This window comes from Streptomyces sp. NPDC048278 (assembly GCF_040652195.1).
Lineage (GTDB): Bacteria > Actinomycetota > Actinomycetes > Streptomycetales > Streptomycetaceae > Streptomyces.
Window position 1 is genome coordinate 41,826 of the sequence record NZ_JBEZLP010000010.1, and the last position, 17,824, is coordinate 59,649.

At 71.3% G+C, this 17,824-nt stretch carries 12 protein-coding genes; 6 read left to right on the plus strand and 6 right to left on the minus strand.

All coding sequences use genetic code 11. The annotated features are described in order from the left end of the window. Window positions 1–120: 120 nt before the first annotated feature. Complete coding sequence (gene ddaH, locus AB0D74_RS19155) at window positions 121–924, plus strand: dimethylargininase (RefSeq protein WP_362587723.1); 804 nt, start codon at window positions 121–123, stop codon at window positions 922–924. 96 nt (window positions 925–1,020) lie between these two features. Here the strand turns inward: ddaH and AB0D74_RS19160 are convergent, their stop codons facing one another. The 6 genes from AB0D74_RS19160 to AB0D74_RS19185 form a co-directional block, all read right to left on the minus strand. Continuing rightward, on the minus strand, window positions 1,021–1,836 hold the full coding sequence (locus AB0D74_RS19160; protein ID WP_362587726.1) for an ABC transporter permease: 816 nt from the start codon (window positions 1,834–1,836) through the stop codon (window positions 1,021–1,023). Then, window positions 1,833–2,834 carry an ATP-binding cassette domain-containing protein gene (locus AB0D74_RS19165; RefSeq protein ID WP_362587729.1) on the minus strand — a complete coding sequence of 334 codons (1,002 nt, stop codon included), beginning with the start codon at window positions 2,832–2,834 and terminating at the stop codon, window positions 1,833–1,835. The genes AB0D74_RS19160 and AB0D74_RS19165 overlap by 4 nt, the downstream gene beginning before the upstream one ends. A 75-nt stretch (window positions 2,835–2,909) precedes the next feature. After that, the gene (locus tag AB0D74_RS19170; RefSeq protein WP_362587732.1) at window positions 2,910–3,752 is read right to left on the minus strand and encodes a DUF4097 family beta strand repeat-containing protein; all 843 of its coding nucleotides are present in this window, start codon (window positions 3,750–3,752) and stop codon (window positions 2,910–2,912) included. 90 nt (window positions 3,753–3,842) lie between these two features. After that, window positions 3,843–4,358: a hypothetical protein gene (locus tag AB0D74_RS19175; RefSeq protein WP_362587736.1), complete on the minus strand. Its 516-nt coding sequence runs from the start codon at window positions 4,356–4,358 to the stop codon at window positions 3,843–3,845. Window positions 4,359–4,650: 292 nt separating this feature from the next. Further along, window positions 4,651–5,388, minus strand: a complete 738-nt coding sequence (locus tag AB0D74_RS19180) for a class I SAM-dependent methyltransferase (protein WP_362587739.1) — start codon at window positions 5,386–5,388, stop codon at window positions 4,651–4,653. A gap of 82 nt (window positions 5,389–5,470) precedes the next feature. Next, the gene (locus tag AB0D74_RS19185; protein ID WP_362587742.1) at window positions 5,471–6,376 is read right to left on the minus strand and encodes a putative nonproteinogenic amino acid hydroxylase; all 906 of its coding nucleotides are present in this window, start codon (window positions 6,374–6,376) and stop codon (window positions 5,471–5,473) included. Window positions 6,377–6,746: 370 nt separating this feature from the next. Here AB0D74_RS19185 and AB0D74_RS19190 point away from each other — a divergent pair, with 370 nt between their 5' ends. The 5 genes from AB0D74_RS19190 to AB0D74_RS19210 are packed head-to-tail and all read left to right on the plus strand — an operon-like array spanning window position 6,747 to window position 17,817. Further along, on the plus strand, window positions 6,747–7,031 hold the full coding sequence (locus AB0D74_RS19190) for a phosphopantetheine-binding protein (protein ID WP_362587745.1): 285 nt from the start codon (window positions 6,747–6,749) through the stop codon (window positions 7,029–7,031). Then, entirely contained in the window at window positions 7,028–8,278 is a 1,251-nt protein-coding gene (locus AB0D74_RS19195; protein ID WP_362587748.1) for a cytochrome P450, read from the plus strand. The genes AB0D74_RS19190 and AB0D74_RS19195 overlap by 4 nt, the downstream gene beginning before the upstream one ends. Beyond that, window positions 8,275–9,012: a thioesterase domain-containing protein gene (locus AB0D74_RS19200; protein ID WP_362587751.1), complete on the plus strand. Its 738-nt coding sequence runs from the start codon at window positions 8,275–8,277 to the stop codon at window positions 9,010–9,012. Before AB0D74_RS19195 ends, AB0D74_RS19200 begins: the two co-directional genes overlap by 4 nt. 52 nt (window positions 9,013–9,064) lie before the next feature. After that, window positions 9,065–12,136, plus strand: a complete 3,072-nt coding sequence (locus AB0D74_RS19205; protein WP_362587754.1) for a type I polyketide synthase — start codon at window positions 9,065–9,067, stop codon at window positions 12,134–12,136. A 41-nt stretch (window positions 12,137–12,177) separates the two neighbouring features. Further along, window positions 12,178–17,817, plus strand: a complete 5,640-nt coding sequence (locus AB0D74_RS19210) for a type I polyketide synthase (RefSeq protein WP_362587757.1) — start codon at window positions 12,178–12,180, stop codon at window positions 17,815–17,817. Window positions 17,818–17,824 lie beyond the last annotated feature (7 nt).

The following is a 17,824-nucleotide window of genomic DNA, read 5'->3' on the forward strand; positions in this document are numbered from 1 at the left end:
TTGGCGATCATTCCGCCCTGTCCCGCTGACGGGACAGTCCCGGTTGTGCGACGTCCGGCGGTGCCACTCCGAAATCGGTTCTCAAATTATGGACATCCGACCCGGTGAGGGGAGCAAGCCGTGCTCCGGCGATATCTCATGTGCCGCCCGCTGTACTTCGACGTCACCTACTCGATCAATCCGTGGATGGACCCGGACCGCCCGACATCCATGCAGGCCGGACTGGCCCAGTGGAAGGGGCTGTTCGACACCATCGTGGGGCTGGGCCACGACGTCCGCCTGATCGAGCCCGTACCGGCCCTGCCCGACATGGTCTTCGCCGCGAACGGCGCGATCACCGTGGGCGGCAAGGCGCTCGTCGCCAGGTTCCGGCACCCCCAGCGCAGGCACGAGTCCGCCGCCTATCTGGAGTGGTTCCGCCTCGCCGGCTGGTCCTCGGTCCGACAGGCGGAGTACGTCAACGAGGGCGAGGGCGACTTCCTCTTCACCGGCGGGGAGATTCTGGCCGGCACCGGCTTCCGTTCGGAGTCGCGGGCCCACGACGAGGTGCGGGAGTTCTTCGGGTGCCCCGTGCTCGGTCTGACCCTCGTCGATCCCCGGTTCTACCACCTCGACACCGCACTGGCGGTGCTGGGGAACGGCGACATCATGTATTACCCCGGTGCGTTCTCCGCGCAGAGCCGGACGGCGCTCGCCGACCGGTTCCCGGACGCGATCCTCGCCGAGGAGGCCGATGCCGCCGTGTTCGGGCTCAACGCGCTGTCCGACGGCCGTAACGTCGTTCTTCCCCGCGCGGCCGGCCGCCTGGCCGCGCGGCTGCGCGAACGGGGCTACCACCCCATCGGCGCCGACCTGACCGAGCTGCTCAAGGCCGGCGGCAGCGTCAAGTGCTGCACCCTCGAACTCCGGGACCGAGACGTGTGATCACGCATGCGCCCGGGGGCGGCGTACACCGTGATGCCGGTGTACGCCGCCCCCGGGAGGGAAGGGCCGAGCTGCGGGAGGAGGCCCGCTCGCCGCCTACTTCGGGTCGCGGTTGAACAGTGACTTGGACCAGTAGTAGCCGAGGACGGTGAGCGCAAGGCACCAGGCGATGGCGATCCACCAGTTGTGTCCGATGGCCGTGCCCAGGAGCAGGCCGCGCAGGGTCTCGATGGCCGGCGTGAACGGCTGGTACTCGGCGATCGGCCGGAACCAGCCAGGCATGGCATCGAGGGGGACGAACGCGCTGGAGATGAGAGGCAGCACGATCAGCGGCATCGCGCTGTTGCTGGCGGCCTCGGCGTTGGGACTGCTCAGGCCCATACCGACCGCGATCCAGGTGAACGCGAGCGCGACCAGGGCGAGCAGGCCGAACGCCGCCAGCCACTCGAGGACGGTGGCGTCGGTGGAGCGGAATCCGATGGCCACGCCCACGGCGCCCACGAGGACCACGCTCAGGATCGACTGCAGCACGCTGCCGATCACGTGCCCGATGAGGATGGAGCCGCGGTGGATCGCCATGGTGCGGAAGCGGGCGATGATGCCCTCGGTCATGTCGGTGGCCACGGAGACGGCGGTGCCGATGGTGGTGGAGCCGATGGTCATCAGCAGGAGCCCCGGAACGATGTACGCGATGTACACGGAACGGTCCGGACCGCCGCCGCTGATGCCCGCGCTCATGGTGTCGCCGAAGATGTACACGAAGAGCAGCAACAGCATGATCGGGGTGAGCAGGAGGTTCAGGGTGAGGGAGGGGTAGCGGCGGGCGTGCAGGAGGTTGCGCCGCAGCATGGTGGAGGAGTCGCGCACGGCGAGGGAGAGCTGGGACGGGCGGGCGGTGGCCGGGGCGCTCATCGGGTGTTCTCCTTGGACTGGCCGAGCATGCTGATGCCGCCGGTGAGGGCGAAGAAGACGTCGTCGAGGTCGGGGGTGTGCACGGTCAGCTCGTCCGCCACGACGGCCGAGGCGTCCAGCCAGTCGAGGATGGCGCGCAGCTCGCGCTGGCTGCCTCCGCTCGGGATCTGCAGGGTCAGCGACTCGTCGTCGGGGGAGGCCTCCTTCAGCGCGGAGACCGCGTTGCGGTACGCGACCGGGTCGTTGAAGCGGAGCCGTACGTGACCGCCGGGGACGAGGCGCTTGAGCTCGCCGGCGGTACCCTCGGCGGCGATCTTGCCGTCGTGGAGCACCGCGATGCGGTCGGCGAGCTGGTCGGCCTCCTCCAGGTACTGGGTGGTGAGGAAGACGGTGGTGCCGCCGGAGACCAGCTCGCGGATGATCTGCCACATGGTGTGGCGGGAGCGCGGGTCGAGTCCGGTGGTCGGCTCGTCGAGGAAGATGATCCGCGGGCGGCCGACCAGGGTCATGGCGATGTCGAGGCGGCGCTTCATGCCGCCGGAGTAGGTGGAGGCGGGCTTCTTCGCGGCCTCGGTGAGGTCGAACCGTTCCAGTAATTCGGCACTGACCTGCCGTCCCTCGCTCTTGGAGAAATGGTGCAGGTCGGCCATGAGGAGCATGTTCTCCTCGCCGGTGATCAGCCCGTCCACGGCGGAGAACTGGCCGGTGACCCCGATCGCCCCGCGCACGGCATGGGCGTCGGCCGCGATGTCGTGGCCCCCGACCTGGGCCTGCCCCCCGTCGGCGGAGATGAGGGTGGAGAGGATGTTGACGGTGGTGGTCTTGCCGGAGCCGTTGGGTCCGAGCAGTGCGAACACGCTCCCGGCCGGGACGCGCAGGTCGATGCCGTCGAGGACGGTCTTGTCGCCGAACGACTTGCGCAGGCCGACGGCCGAGATGGCGGCAGGCTGGAGTGGATCTTCACCCTGCCTGGGAACGGGCACGGCAGAAGTAGACATGGATCCTCCTGTGCGAAGGCTGGAGGCGGATGGGGGAGTCTGAAGCGGTGAAGCCGGTGGTGCTGACGAGGAAGATCAGGACTTGGCGCGGCGGATGTCGATGTTGCCCCAGGTGGTCCGTACCCGCACCGAGACGGTCTCCTCGCTCTCCTCGGGAGTCTCGGATGCGTCGAGCGTGTTGCGTACCTGCCCCTTGGTGGTCCTGACGTCGAGCCAGGCGGCGGTGCCCTTGCGGATGCCGATCTCGACATTGCCGTTGGAGGTGTCCAACTGGACGCTCCCGCGCGCGACTTCGGCGATGCGGACGACTCCGTTGGTGGTGGTGCCGGTGATCGACGCCTCCGCGCGTCCGATGTCGACGCTGCCGTTGGCGCTGTTGACGCGCAGTTCGCCGGTCACGGTGCCGACCGTCGTGGTCCCGTGCGAGTTCTTCAGGACGGCGGGGCCGTCGACGAGGCTGACGCGCACGTTGCCGGTGCTGCTGGTGATCTCGGCCGGGCCGTCGACCCGGTCCACGGTGGTCGAGCCGTGCTGTGCCTTCAGCTGCAGCGGGCCGGTGGTGTCGAGGCGGACGTCGCCTGCCTCGGTCTTGACCACGACCTCACCGAGCCGGCCCTCGCCGATCACGGTGGTGCCGGCGCCGGTGACGTCGATGTTGGAGCCTGTGGGCAGTTCCACCGTGATGTCGACGCTGCCGCCGCGCCCGAGCACGTTGGCCTTGGGCGTGGTGACGGTCAGGACGCCGCTCGCGAAGGCCACCTCGGTCTGGTCGGCCGCTCGTGTGTCGAGGTCCCGCTTCTGGTCGCGGGGCCGGACCTCGATCGCGGTGTCGGTGCGGTCGCCCGTGGTGAACTGGATGGAGCCGGCGTACACGTAGGCGGTGACCGAAATCGGTTCCGAAGTGTCGAAAGAAGGCATGGCTGTACCGTCCTCATGGGTCCGTGGGGCGTCTCCGCGGGCGGGACGCGGTGGGCGAAGTGCTGTGCGGTACGGGTGGGCCGGTTGCGTCTAGCGCACCCAGCCCGTGAAGCTCTGGCCGACGGTGCGGGTGCGCTGTGCGACGGGCGGCTGGGTTCCACCGTCGACCGCGGCTGACACGGCTCGCACGAGCCATGCGTTGACGGACAACCCCTCGCGGCTCGCGGCCTCCTCGGCGCGCGTCTTGAGGGAGGCCGGCAGTCGCAGGTTGACGCGGGCGGTGCCACCCTCGTCACCGTCCGCGGGAGCCGGTGCGGGTGCCGGTGGCTCGGCGGGCGAGGCGGGTTCTGGGGGGGTGTCGACGGGGGGCGGGGTCACCACGAAATCGGGGTCCAGGCCGCGCAGCCGTACGTCGACCGAGCCGGGGGCGAGTTCACGGGTGATCTCGTCCATCGCCGCGGAGAGCACGTTGAGGAGGGTCAGGCGGGTCGCCGACTCCAACGGAGCGGTGAGGCGCTCGGCCAGCTCGCGGGCTTCTTCCCCGCCGGCATCGGCGGCCACCGCGAGTTCGCGCCGCAGTGTGTCGACATACGGAGTGAGGTCCATGACGCCATGATGGCACCATTGTGGCGCCACAGGCAAGACCGAATGGTGCCGGCGTGGAGTCGGTGGCCTTGGAGCCCCTCTGAACTGCGTAAACGTGGAGACAGGAACCCGATTGTAGGAGGCGTCGGACGCACCGTGTCGCCTGGTCGGGTGCGACATGGCACCTTGTGGTGCCAAGTGGCGCCAGGTGGTGCCGTCGGTGGGGCCGCCTGGCGCCGGGTGTGCCCGCCCTCGTGGACACAGCACGAGAAGGTGCCCCTGCGCGGCAGGGGCACCTTCTCGTGACGGCCCGCTATCCGACCTTGGGCGCGGAGTCCAGTTGCACGGCGACGGACAGATAGCTCGATGCGAAGGAGAAGTAGCGGAACTCGACTCCGAACGCGTTGACGAACTCGGTGAAGGCCCGGTACTCGTGCCGGCGCCAGCCGGGGTAGCCGAGGAACTCGTCGAAGACGATCACCGACCCCGGCCGCAGCCGTGGGGCGAGCCCGAACAGCACCGTGCGCGCGCTGGAGTACAGGTCCGAGTCGATGTGCACGAGCGCGACCGGCTCGTCGGTGCCGGCCAGGTAGGTCGGCAGCGTGTCCTCGAAGAGGCCGACGTGCAGCTTCGCGTTGGACGGAAGACGGGCCGGCACCTTCCCCGCCGTGCTGTAGGTGCCGCTCGGACTGTCGTGGGTCCAGTCCTCGGGGAGCCCCCTGAACGAGTCGAACCCGTGCACCGTCCGATCGCTGAACTCGTCGCAGAGGATGGCCAGGGTCTGCCCGCCCATGACGCCGAACTCGAGCACGTCGCCGTCCAGCATGAGCGAGAAGCATGCATGCCGCAGAAGGCTCTCGCGGTCGCCGAGGTTCTGCGCCGACGCGAAGTGCTCCTCCATGAAGCGGGCGGCGTCGACGACCGACACGAATTTCGCCATGCGTGCGTAGTCGGTCAGCAGGCTCGTGATGTCCATGCCGCTCAGGTTCGGCAGCAGACCGCTGAGCTCCGGCAGTACCGGCTGTAGTCCTTCGACGATCCTGTCGTCCATGTTCCTCCTCGACTCGATGTCCCGAACAGGGCGTCTCCACGGCCGGCCCGCGGACCGCAGTACCCAGGCCGGCCCGTGCCGCTCACCAGTCGAAAGCCTCTCCGTCGGCCCGCTTCTCGACGCAGTACCTGCGGAACGCCTCGGCCTTCGCCACCACGCCGGCGTCTCCGGTACGCCGTGCGGCCTCCTCGTACCAGTCGAACGTCTCGACGGCATGCGCGCGCCGCTCGAAGTGCAGCGCGGCGAATCGGCGAAATCCCGAGCGCATGGTGGCCGGGGTCATCTCCTGGCCGGAGGCGATGAGTTCTTCGAGCTCCGCCTGCGTCGCTTCGGGCCGTTCGATGACGCGGATCGGCTCGGCCGCCGGAATGTCGCCGCGGACGGCGACGGGTTCCTCGGAGTCCGAGAAGTCGAGGCAGAGGGAGAGCCTGGCGGTCCGGGAGGAACTGGACGCGGAATGCGGGGCCGTCGTGTGTATCTTCCACACCTCGCCGCGACGGAGGTGGTAGACGATGTCGTCCTCGGAGTGCAGCGATTCCTCGCTGGTGCGCAGCGGAATCTGCAGCCGGGTGCCTGCCTTCGCCCATTCGAGGAAGTCCACGTGCGGAGCCATGAGCCCGTCACGGAGGCTGAAGATGCGCACCCATTGCAACCGGTCAAGGGAAAAGTGCTCCGTCACCAGGGACATGATGTTCGGCAGTTGTCTGCCCAGTTCGGTCGGGGTCAGACGGGCGTCATGGGGGCGGAAGGCTATGTCCGATGCGGCGCCGCTGCCATTGGCCAGCACATGGCACTTCCATGACCCGAAGGTGAGCGCGTCGTATTCGCCGCCGTATTCGTGGCGGTCGACGATGGACAACTCGGAGGCCAGGTCGTAGGAGTCGATGGGCAGCACGGCGAGCCGTTGCGACTTGAGCAACGAGATCCCCTTCAATGCGTGGTTGTTTGACACGCCCGGAACCTGCTGAGCGTTCGTCCGGATCGTCACCGTAATTCTTCGGTGGTGTGCTGGCAACGGCAATGCGGGTCTTGTCCTGAGAATGCGATGCCGACTGACGCGCACGCCCGAACGGGCCGCGGAGACGGGTTCAGGACGGTGCCGGCGATCGGGTTTCGGCAGCGTCGGAAGAGCGCATTGTTGTCCTGTCGGCGGGACATCCGCTGCTGTGGGACGCCCTCACTTGCCCGCCTTGCACCGGGTTTCGGGCTCCGGATCCGTGGGGTAGGGTCCGACCCCGTGGAGCACTCCGAGCGGAACTGCGCGGAATTCCCGGTCGAGCTCCGGATTCCACTTGTTCCCGATCGCGCGGACGCTTTCCGGTTCATCAACCATGACACCGCCGTACAAAGGCTTCGGCGTGCGTACCCGTTCGCTGGAGAACGAAAGGCAGGCAATGGAATTGGGGCCGCAGATCCCGCTCGTGCAGGAGGTCTCCGAGCTGTGGGGGGAGTTCCTCGGCGGTTGCGAGGTCGGGGCGGACGACGACTTCTTCGCGCTCGGCGGAAATTCACTGATCGGGATCCGGATCATCGACCGGGTGCTCCAGGACTACGGCGTCGCACTGTCCGTGCGCGCCTTCTACCTCGCGCAGACCCCCGCCCGGGTCGCCGAGCTGATCGCTCAGGGAAGGGAGCAGCCGTGAGGTTGACCCCGGACCCGGGGACCGACGTCGACCTCGGGCGCGTCGACCTGTTCGACCTGGACCTCTACACCTTCGGCGACCCGCACGCGATCTGGACCGTGATGCGGGCGAAGGCACCCCTGCACCACCAGGTCCTGCCGGACGGCAGGGAGTTCTGGTCGGTGACGCGCTACGCCGACGTGTGTCGCGTGCTCGGGGACCACCGGGAGTTCACCTCCGAGCGCGGCACGGTGGTCACCCACCTCGGGACCGACGACGTCGCCGCCGGCAGACTGATGACGTCCACCGACCCGCCGCGGCACACCCAGGTCCGCCGGGCGATCGGTACCAGGCTCACCGCCCGGGCGGTCGCCCCCTGGGAGGACCGGATCCGGCAGACGATCGTCCGCTTCCTCGAACCCGCCCTGGACGGCGGAGTCTGGGACCTGGCCGAGCAGGCGCTGCGGCTGCCCGCGCTCGTCACCGGCCCGCTGCTGGGGATCCCGGAACGGGACTGGGACGAACTCGTGCAGCTGACCGCGATGGTGACCGCCCCGTCCGACCCGAACTTCCAGCACGGCAGCGAGGCCGCGACACTGGCCATCTCCCACCACGAGCTCGTCACCTACGTCACCGAGTGGGTCAGGAGGCGGCGGGCGAGCGGGGAAGAGGACGGGAGCCTGCTCGACCACCTCATGAGCGTACGCGCGGGAGACGCGCCGCTGACCGACGAGGAGATCGCCCTCGACGGGTACAGCATCCTCCTGGGCGCCAACGTCACGACGCCGCACACCGTCTCCGGCACGGTGCACGCCCTGGTCGAGCGGCCCGAGCAGTTCGACAAGGCACGGTCCGATCCGTCACTGGTCCCCAACCTGGTCGAGGAAGGGCTGCGCTGGACGTCGGCCGCCTGCAACTTCATGCGGTACGCGGTGCACGACACCGCCGTCGCCGGGGGCACGGTCCCGGCCGGCGGGGCGGTCGTCGCGTGGATCGGGTCGGCCAACCGGGACGAGTCCCAGTTCCCCGATCCGCACGAGTTCGATATCGCGCGCGGCAGCGCGAAACGCCAGGTCGCGTTCGGGTTCGGGCCGCATTTCTGCATCGGGGCGCCGCTGGCCAGGCTCACCCTGTGCGTCTTCTTCGAGGAACTGCTCGGGCGGTTCGGACCGATCGACCTCGCCGGGGCACCGCAGCACCTGCGGTCGTACTTCATCGCCGGTATGACCCACCTCCCCGTCGTCGCCCAGAAACGAAGGACGTCATGACAACCGGCCCCGTCGCCGCCGTGTCGCCGTGGTTCGTCCGGCAGCCGTCCACGGAGCACGCCGCCCGGATCTTCTGCTTCCCCTTCTCCGGGGCCGGGGCCTCGGCCTTCAGCGCATGGCCCGCCGCGATCGACGACACCGAGGTCTGTCCGGTGCAGTTCCCCGGTCGCGAGAACCGGCTGGGCCATCCCCACTACGGCACCTACGAGAACCTCGCCGCGGAGCTGGCCGACACCCTGAAGCCGTTCCTCGACCGGCCGTTCGCGTTCTTCGGGCACTGCGCGGGCGCGCTGCCCGCGTTCGAGACCGTCGTGCGCCTCGACGAACTCGGGCTGCCCGGGCCGCGGCACCTCTTCGTGTCGGGACAACCGGCCCCGCACGACGCCTCCCACGACCGGATGCTCACCATGACGGAGTCCGAACTGCGCGCCGAGGTGGAGGCGTTCGTCCGGGGCCGGGGGATCGACCCCCGGCCGGACATGATCGACATGGGGCTGTCCGTGCTGCTCCGCGATCACGCCGCGGCACGTGCCTACCGGCGGGCGGAACCGGTCGCCGTGCGCTGCTCCATCACCGTGCTGCACTGGCGGGACGACCCGGACGTGAGCCTCGACCTCCTGCAGGGATGGCGTCGGTACTCGCACGCCGTCGACTTCCAGGCCGTGGACGGCGGACACCACGACTTCGCGGGGGCGCCCGAGGCGTTGCTGCGGTCACTGACCCGTTGGCGCTGATCGCGGCGCGGCCCGCAGCAGCCATGTGCCGAGGAGACCGAAGGGGGGTCGCATGAGTGGCGCAGCCATGGACATCGCCGTCGTGGGCATGTCTTGCCGTTTTCCGGGCGTGTCCGACCTGACCGAGTTCTGGGGCCTGCTCCGGGAGGGGAGGTCGACCGTCGGAAGGTTTCCTGGGCACCGGGCGGTCTCCTCGACCCTCGCCTCCCACCCGGACGCCGCGACCCTGACAGCAGGTTCGTTCTTCGACCGCATCGACGGGTTCGACGCGCAGTTCTTCGGAACGGATCCGGTCGAGGCGACCGCGATGGACCCCGTGCAGCGACTGGGCCTCGAACTCGCCTGGGAGGCCGTCGAGGACGCGCGCATTCCGGCGAGTGCACTCGCGGGCCGGGAGATCGATGTCGTGGTCGGTGCAGCGCCTTCCGGTTACGACCTGCTGCGCAGGCTCTCCGGCAGCGACCGGGACGACCACTACGCCGCGCTCGGCTCCAGCGGCACACTGATCGCCAACCGGATCTCCGCTCTGTTCGACGTCCGCGGCATGAGTCTCTGCGCGGACTCCGGTCAGTCCTCGTCCCTGGTGTCCTTGGCGCTGGCCTGCGAACGGATACGCGGCGGCGGCGCCGTCATGGCGATCGTGGGCGGCGTGCACCTGATCGCCGATCCGGAGGCGGGAGCCGGTCTGGCGAACCTCGGCGCCCTCTCGCCCGACGGCCGCTGTTTCGCCTTCGACGACCGGGCGAGTGGTTTCGTCCGCGGTGAGGGCGGGGCGTTCGCCCTCCTGAAACGACTCGACCTCGCCGTCGCGGACGGCGATCACATCTACGCGGTGGTCCGCGGCTGGGGCGTGGGCAACAGCGGTGCGACCTCCCGGATGCCGGATCCCAGCCCCGGTGCGCAAGCGGCGACGGTGCTGTCCGCTCTCGCTCGCGCGGCTGTTCCGTTCGAGAGTGTCGACTACGTCGAAGCCCATGGCACCGGCACGCGGCTCGGCGACCCGGCGGAGATCGCCGGCCTGCGCGAGGTGTTCCGCGAAACCGGCCGCAGCAGACCGCTGCCGATCGGCTCGGTCAAGACGAACGTCGGGCACCTGGAGCCGGCCGCGGGAATCGTCGGCTTCGTGAAGGCGGCACTCTGCCTGGACCGCGCCCATCTGGTACCGAGCCTGAACTACCGGTCGCCCAACCCTGCCGTCCCGGACTTCCGGAAGGACTTCGAGGTCGTTCGCACCGCGCGGTCCTGGACCGGCAGGTGGGGCCGTCCGCGACGGGCAGGTGTCTCGGCCTTCGGGATGGGCGGCACCAACGCGCACGTGATCCTCGAAGAGGCCCCCCGGGACCAGCCGCCCGCATCGTCACGGGACCGGGACGCGGTCCCGGCCCCGGTCGGCCTACCCGGGCCGCTGCCATGGCTGCTGTCGGCGCGTTCGGAGTCCGCGCTGCGGCAACAGGCGGTGCGGCTGCGCGCGTTCGTGACGGCGGAAGACGCGCCCTCGGCGACCGCCGTCGGGCACGCCCTGGCATCGACGAGGTCGTCGTTCGAGCATCGGGCGGTCCTGCTGGACGGCGGCGACGGAGCGCCGGCCGGACTGGACGCGCTCGCGACGGGCGCGAGTTCGGCGCGCGTGATCCGCGGAGTGGCCGGGGGACCGGTGGGTCCGGTGGTCTTCGTCTTTCCCGGCCAGGGCTCGCAGTGGACCGGCATGGGCAGCCGGTTGTACGCCGAGTCACCGGTCTTCGCGCGCGCGATCGACGAGTGCGCGAAGTCCTTGGCGCCCTGGCTGGACTGGTGGCTGCCGGATGTGCTGACCGGTGCGGACCCGGCCGTCCCGCCGGACCGGGTGGACGTCGTACAGCCGGTCCTGTTCGCCGTGATGGTGTCACTGGCGCAGGTCTGGCGGTCGCTGGGCGTGGTCCCCGAGATCGTGATCGGGCACTCGCAGGGCGAGATCGCCGCGGCGTGCGTGTCGGGTGCGCTCACCCTGGCCGACGCGGCCCGGATCGTCGCCCTGCGCAGCCGCGCCCTGACCGAACTGGCCGCTCTGGGCGGTGGGATGAGCGCGGTGCCCGCCTCTCCCGGATGGGTGCGGGACCGGTTGGGTCCGTGGTCCGGGCGGCTGTCCATGGCTGCGGTCAACGGCCCGGCGTCCGTGGTGGTGTCCGGCGACGGCGAGGCGCTCGACGGCTTCGCCCAGCAGGCGGCCACCGACGGAGTCCGGGTCCGGCGTGTCAAGGTGGACTACGCCTCGCACTCGCACCACGTGGAGCGCATCCGCGAACGCCTGCTCACGGACCTCGCGGGAGTCTCGCCCAGAACCACGGCGGTGCGGTTCCACTCCACCGTCACGGGTGGACCGCTCGACCCGCAAGCACTCACCGGCGGTTACTGGTACGACAACCTCCGCTCGATGGTGCGTTTCGGCGAGGTCGTCGAGCAGCTGATGCGTGAGCGGGGCGGCGCGTTCGTGGAAGTCGGCCCGCACCCGGTGCTCACGGTCGCGATGGCGGAGACGGCCGACGTCCTGGGCGCCGCGCCGCCGGTGGTGGGCACCCTGCACAAGGACGACGGGAGCCCGGGCGCGATCCTGGCGTCGCTGGCCGAACTGCATGTGCGGGGCGTCCCGGTGGACTGGGCGGCGCTGTCCGCGCCGGATCGGCCGCGCCGGATCGGCCTGCCGACCTACCCGTTCCAGCGCCGCCGGTACTGGCTGACGGCACCCGCCGACGCCAGCCCCGGCGACGCGGTCCCCGGTGGCTCCGGACCGGCGGGACTGGATTCGCAACGGTCCGCTCTCCGTCTCGTCTGCGCCGAAACGGCGGCCGTGCTCGGGGAGAAGGGCGCGGATCCGGCCGGTGCCGATCTCGTGGCCAGGTCCGCCGAGACCTTCAGGGATCTCGGCTTCGACTCGGCGATGGCCGTCCGGCTCCGCAACCGGCTCACCACGGCGGCGGGAGTACGCCTCCCGGCCACCGTCGCGTTCTCCTACCCGACTCCGCAGAGCCTCGCCCGCCACCTCTTCTCGCTCCTGGAGCCGGAGACGGCCGACGTGCCGGACCCGGCCGGTGCGGAAAGTCGCAGTGACGAAGAATTATACGAATTGATCGATCGTGGCTACGTGTAGCACCACCCGCACCGTCCAAGTAACCGTTCCGGGAGGCCCTGGTGGAGGACGTCGACAAGCTCCGGTCCTACCTACGACGCGCTGTCGGCGACGCCCGGGCCCTGCGTGAGCGGGTTCGTGAACTCGAAGAGGGCGCGCGCGAACCCGTCGCGATCGTCGGTGCGGGCTGCCGTTTCCCCGGTGGGGTGACGTCCCCCGAAGGACTGTGGGACGTGGTGTCCGACGGAGTGGACGCGACAGGCGGGTTCCCGCTCGACCGCGGGTGGGACGCGGCGGCGCTGTACGACCCGGACCCCGGGGCGCGCGGGAAGACCTACACGCGATCGGGCGGATTCCTGCCCGGCCTCGCCGACTTCGACGCGTCGTTCTTCGGCATCAGCCCGCGCGAGGCGCTCGCCATGGACCCCCAGCAGCGGCTGATGCTGGAGACGTCGTGGGAAGCGCTGGAACGGGCGGGCATCGACCCGGCCGTCCTGCGGGGTTCGGCTACCGGGGTGTTCACCGGGATCTACGGCGTCGACTACGGCCCGAGAATGGGCGGCGGCGCGGCCGGGCAGACGGAGGGCTTCTCCCTCGCGGGCACGTACACCAGCGTGGCCTCCGGTCGCGTGGCGTACGTGCTCGGGCTGCAGGGCCCGGCGCTGTCGGTGGACACGGCGTGCTCCTCGTCGCTGGTCGCCGTCCACCAGGCGGTACGGTCCCTGCGGTCCGGGGAGTGCTCGCTGGCCCTGGCCGGCGGGGTTTCCGCGCTGCCGACTCCGGGGCTGTTCGTGGAAGCCGCCCGGCAGCGGGGCCTGTCCGCGGACGGACGGTGCAAGTCGTTCGCGGCGGCGGCCGACGGAACCGGCTGGGGCGAGGGCGCCGGCGTGTTGGTGCTGGAGCGGCTGTCGGACGCGCGGCGCAACAGGCGGCGGATCTGGGCGGTGATCCGGGGCTCGGCGGTCAACCAGGACGGGGCGTCCAACGGCCTGACCGCACCCAGCGAGCCGGCGCAGCAGCGGGTGGTCCGGGCAGCCCTGGCCGATGCCGGACTGTCACCCGCCGAGGTGGACGCGGTGGAGGCACACGGCACCGGCACGAAACTGGGCGATCCCATCGAGGCACAGGCGCTGCTGGCCACCTACGGTCAGCACCGGGACCCCGGCAGCCCGCTGTGGCTGGGCTCGCTGAAGTCGAACATCGGTCACACCCAGGCCGCCGCGGGCGTGGGCGGCGTCATCAAGATGATCATGGCCCTGCGTCACGGGGTGCTGCCCCGGACACTTCACGTGGACCGTCCGACTCCGCACGTGGACTGGTCGGCCGGGACCGTGGCGCTGCTGACCGAACCCCGCGACTGGCCGGGCACGCCGGAACGGCCGCGGCGCGCGGGAGTCTCGTCCTTCGGGGTCAGCGGCACGAACGCGCACGTCATCCTGGAGCAGGCACCCGGGCCCGAGGACCACGCACCCGGCATCCCCGCCCGGCCACCCGAGGAGGGGGACGCGGGGGAGGCTGCGGCGGATGCGCCGGACACCGTTCCGCCCCCCACGGACACCGCGACCGGCCCGGTGCCCTGGGTCCTGTCGGCCCGGTCGCCGCAGGCGCTGCGCGCACAGGCACTGCGGCTGCGGGACCACGTGGCGGCGGCCCCGGACCTGCCCGTCGCCCAGGTGGGCTATTCGCTGGCGGCGACGCGCGCGCTGTTCGACCACCGCCAGGTGGTGATCGGCGCGGACCGCGACGAGCTGCTCGCCGGCCTGGCCGCGGCGGCGCACGACGGCGGGCACCGCCTCGGCGTGGTCTCCGGACTCGCCAGACCAGTGGACCGGACGGTGTTCGTGTTCCCGGGCCAGGGGTCGCAGTGGGCGGGGATGGGGCGGGAACTGTGGCACTCGTCCCCGGTGTTCGCCGACCAGATGCGCGCATGTGCGGAAGCGCTCGCGCCGTGGGTGGACTGGTCGGTCGTCGACACCGTGTCCGGGGGACCGCAGGCGGCCGACCTGGACCGGATCGACGTCGTCCAGCCACTGCTCTTCGCGGTGATGGTGTCGCTGGCACGGGTGTGGGGTTCGTTCGGCGTGACACCGGACGCGGTGATCGGCCATTCCCAGGGGGAGATCGCCGCGGCCTGTGCCGCCGGTGCCCTGACTCTGCAGGACGCGGCCAGAATCGTGGCCCTTCGGTCGCGGATGCTCGCAGAGGTCGTCCAGGACGGCGGCATGGCCGGGATCGTGGCGCCCGAGGACCGGGTCCGGGAGCTGCTGCGGCCCTGGGAACGACGGGTCGCGGTCGCCGCGGTCAACGGCCCCTACTCGACGACGGTCTCGGGCGAGACCCCGGCGGTCAGGGAACTGGTCGCGGCCTGCGAGTCCCAGGGCATCCGCGCGCGGTGGATCCCGGCGAGCGTTCCCGGACACTCGCCGCTGATGGACCGGTTCAAGGACCGGCTCCGGGACGAGCTGGGCCGCATCACGCCCGTGCCCACGGCGGTGACGTTCCACTCGACGGTGACCGGCGGACCGATCGACACCGCCGAGCTGGACGCGGCCTACTGGTTTCGCAACATGCGGGAACCGGTGCAGTTCGAGGCCGCCGTGCGGCACCTCCTCGAACCGGAGCGCTGCGCGTTCATCGAGGTCAGCCCGCACCCGCTGCTCACGATCAACATCCAGGAGATGCTCGATGCCGCTCCCGGTGCCGCCGGGGTGGTGGTGGGGTCGCTGCGCCGCGGCGACGGCGGACCGGCGCGGCTGTACCGTTCGGCGGCCGAGGCCTTCGTGGCGGGCGTGCCGGTGTCCTGGGAGGCGGCCTTCCCCGGCTGGCAGGGCCGCTGGGCCGAGTTGCCCACATACCCGTTCCAGCGGCAGCGCTACTGGCTGGACACCCCGCACGAGACGACCGCCGGGAGCACCTCGGGGCATCCGCTCCTCGACGCCGTGATCGACCTTCCCGATGACGGTGAACAGGGCGCTGTGGTGGGCAGCGGACGTCTGTCGCTGCGGCGCCATCCGTGGCTGGCGGACCACGTGGTCCACGGAGCCCTCCTGGTGCCGGGAACCGTGCTGGTGGAGCTCGCGGTGTGGGCGGCCCGGAAGGCGGGCTGCGACGTCGTCGAGGAACTCACGCTGGAGACGCCGCTGGTGCTGTCCCGGACGGCAGAGTGCGAGATCCGCGTCGTGATCGACGGCAGTCGGGCGATCAGCGTGCACTCACGGGCCGAGGGCGAGCCCGAGTGGACGCGGAACGCCGTCGGGGCCGCCGGTTCGGACCGCGCGGGGACCGGCGGCCCGGACCGGGATCAGGCCGCGTGGCCACCGGCAGGGGCGGCCACGGTGTCCTGCGAGGACGCCTACGCGGGGCTGACCGCCCTCGGATTCGACCACGGCCCCCTGTTCCGCGGCCTGCGGCACCTGTGGCGCCGCGGGGACGTCCTGTACGCGGAGGCGGCGCTTCCCGAGCACCGCGACGCGGATCCGGGCCGGTTCGGGTGCCACCCGGCGCTGCTCCACACCGCGTTGCTCCCGGCCGCCCTGGAGCGCGCTGCCGACGGCTCCGAGCCCGACGGGCTGCTGCCGTACCGCTGGACCGGCATCCGCCTGCACCCCGCCCAGCCGACTGTGCTGCGCGTCCGGCTCGCGCCCGCGGGCGAGAACACGCTGTCCGTCGCCCTCGCCGACCAGAACGGAGAACCCGTCGGCGGCATCGAGTCGCTGAGCCTGGCCCCCGTGGACGTGGACGGGCTCACCGAACTGGGCCTGGACCGCCGGGACTCGCTCTTCCACGTGGAGTGGACGCCCCTCACGACCGCCGCCGGGCGGACCGTGCCCCCGTACGCGGTGATCGCACCACCCGGCACGGCCACCGGCGGCTCACCGGGGGACCCGGCGGTCTTCGCCGACCTCGCCGCACTCGCCTCGTCCGATGCGCCGATACCCGCGCTCGTCGTCCTGCGCGCCGGCCCCCCGGATGCCGACGACCGAGACGACACACCCGCCGCCGTCGAGCGGAGTCTCCACCACGTGCTGCGCCGGACGCAGGAGTGGCTTGCCGACGACCGGTTCGCCGGGTCACGGCTGGTCGTCGTGACCCGCCACGCCGTCCACGACGACGGGACCGCCCGCACGGATCCGGCGGGAGCCGCGGTCTGGGGATTCGTGCGGACCGCGCAGACCGAGAACCCGGGCCGCTTCACCCTCGTCGACACCGACGGCCGGCCCGCCTCATGGGCACGCGTTCCCGCGGCGGCCGCAACCGGTGCACCCCAGATCAGGATCCGGGCCGGTGCGCCGGCCACCCCCCGGCTGACCGCTGCGCCCATGCCCCGGGACCGGGCGGCGGAGCGCGTCGCGGCACCGGAGTCCGGGACGGTGCTCATCACCGGCGGTACCGGCGGACTGGGGACGCTGCTGGCCCGGCATCTCGTCGAGCGGCACGGCGTGCGCCGACTGCTCCTGGCCGGTCGACGCGGGCCGGCGGCTCCGGCGGCTGCCGGGCTGAGGGAGGAACTGACCGCGGCGGGTGCCCGGGTCGAGATCGTGGCGTGCGACGTCACCGACCGGCAGTCGGTCGCCGAGCTGATCGCCGCGGTGCCGGACGAGTACCCGCTCACCACGGTGATCCACTGCGCCGCCGCGCTGGACGACGGGGTGGTCGAGTCGCTCACCGAGGCGAGCGTCGACGCCGTACTGGCGCCGAAGGCGCGCGGTGCCTGGCACCTGCACGAGCTGACCGCGCATCTGGACCTGTCCGAGTTCGTGCTGTTCTCCTCGGTCGCGGGCGTGCTCGGTACAGCGGGACAGGCCAACTACGCGGCGGCCAACGCGTTCCTCGACGCACTGGCGGAGAACCGCCGGGCCGCCGGGCTGCCCGCCCGCTCGCTGTGCTGGGGCTTCTGGGCGGAACGCGGCGAGCTCGGCGCAGGCCTCGGCGACGCGGACATCGACCGCCTGCGACGACAGGGCGTCCACCCGATGACCTCGGAGGAGGGACTCGCGCTCTTCGACACGGCACTCACCCGCCCCGAGCCCGTGCTGGTACCGGCACGTCTGAACACGGCGGCGCTGGGCGCGCCATGGGCCGGCCGGCCGGGTTCACCGCTCCCGTCCGGTCCGGACGGAGCCCCTCCTGGCGGCTCCGGCGGTCCGGGAGGCCGCGAGACCATCCGTGCCGGGCTCGCCCAGCAGGCCAGATCCCTTTCTCCGGCCGACGCCGAGGCTCTGCTGCTGACCGCCGTCCGGGAGCAGACCGCGATCGTCCTCGGCCAGACGGCGGCCGGACGCGTCGGGCCCGGCACGGCATTCAGGGATCTGGGAGTCGATTCGCTCATGGCTCTGGAACTGCGCAACAAGCTGGCGGACCTGACCGGACTGCAACTGCCCGCCACCCTGGCGTTCGACCATCCGAACCCGACCGCGCTGGCCCGTTTCCTGAACACGCGGGTCAACCCCGACCCCGGTGGTGACGCGGAGTCGGCGGTCGGCCGCCTGGCCGAGGAGATCGAAGGACTGGGCGCCCGACTGGAGAAGGCGCTCACCGAACTCGCGGACGAGGACAGGGCCGTCCTCACCACACTGCTCGGCGAGCTGCCGGGCCGTGTCCGTCCGCCCGCCGACGCCGGACCACCGGCCGGCCTGCGCGACCGGATCAGTGTGGCGTCGGCCGGCGAGCTCCTCTCGCTGCTGGACGAAGAACTCGGCTAGGGGAGAA

What these genes read in the sequence shown, in the direction of transcription:
- AB0D74_RS19160 (WP_362587726.1), bottom strand. Translation starts at nt 1,836, where the DNA reads ATGAGCGCCCCGGCCACCGCCCGCCCGTCCCAGCTCTCCCTCGCCGTG.
- AB0D74_RS19165 (WP_362587729.1), bottom strand. Translation starts at nt 2,834, where the DNA reads ATGTCTACTTCTGCCGTGCCCGTTCCCAGGCAGGGTGAAGATCCACTC.
- AB0D74_RS19170 (WP_362587732.1), bottom strand. Translation starts at nt 3,752, where the DNA reads ATGCCTTCTTTCGACACTTCGGAACCGATTTCGGTCACCGCCTACGTG.
- AB0D74_RS19175 (WP_362587736.1), bottom strand. Translation starts at nt 4,358, where the DNA reads ATGGACCTCACTCCGTATGTCGACACACTGCGGCGCGAACTCGCGGTG.
- AB0D74_RS19180 (WP_362587739.1), bottom strand. Translation starts at nt 5,388, where the DNA reads ATGGACGACAGGATCGTCGAAGGACTACAGCCGGTACTGCCGGAGCTC.
- AB0D74_RS19200 (WP_362587751.1), top strand. Translation starts at nt 8,275, where the DNA reads ATGACAACCGGCCCCGTCGCCGCCGTGTCGCCGTGGTTCGTCCGGCAG.
- AB0D74_RS19205 (WP_362587754.1), top strand. Translation starts at nt 9,065, where the DNA reads ATGAGTGGCGCAGCCATGGACATCGCCGTCGTGGGCATGTCTTGCCGT.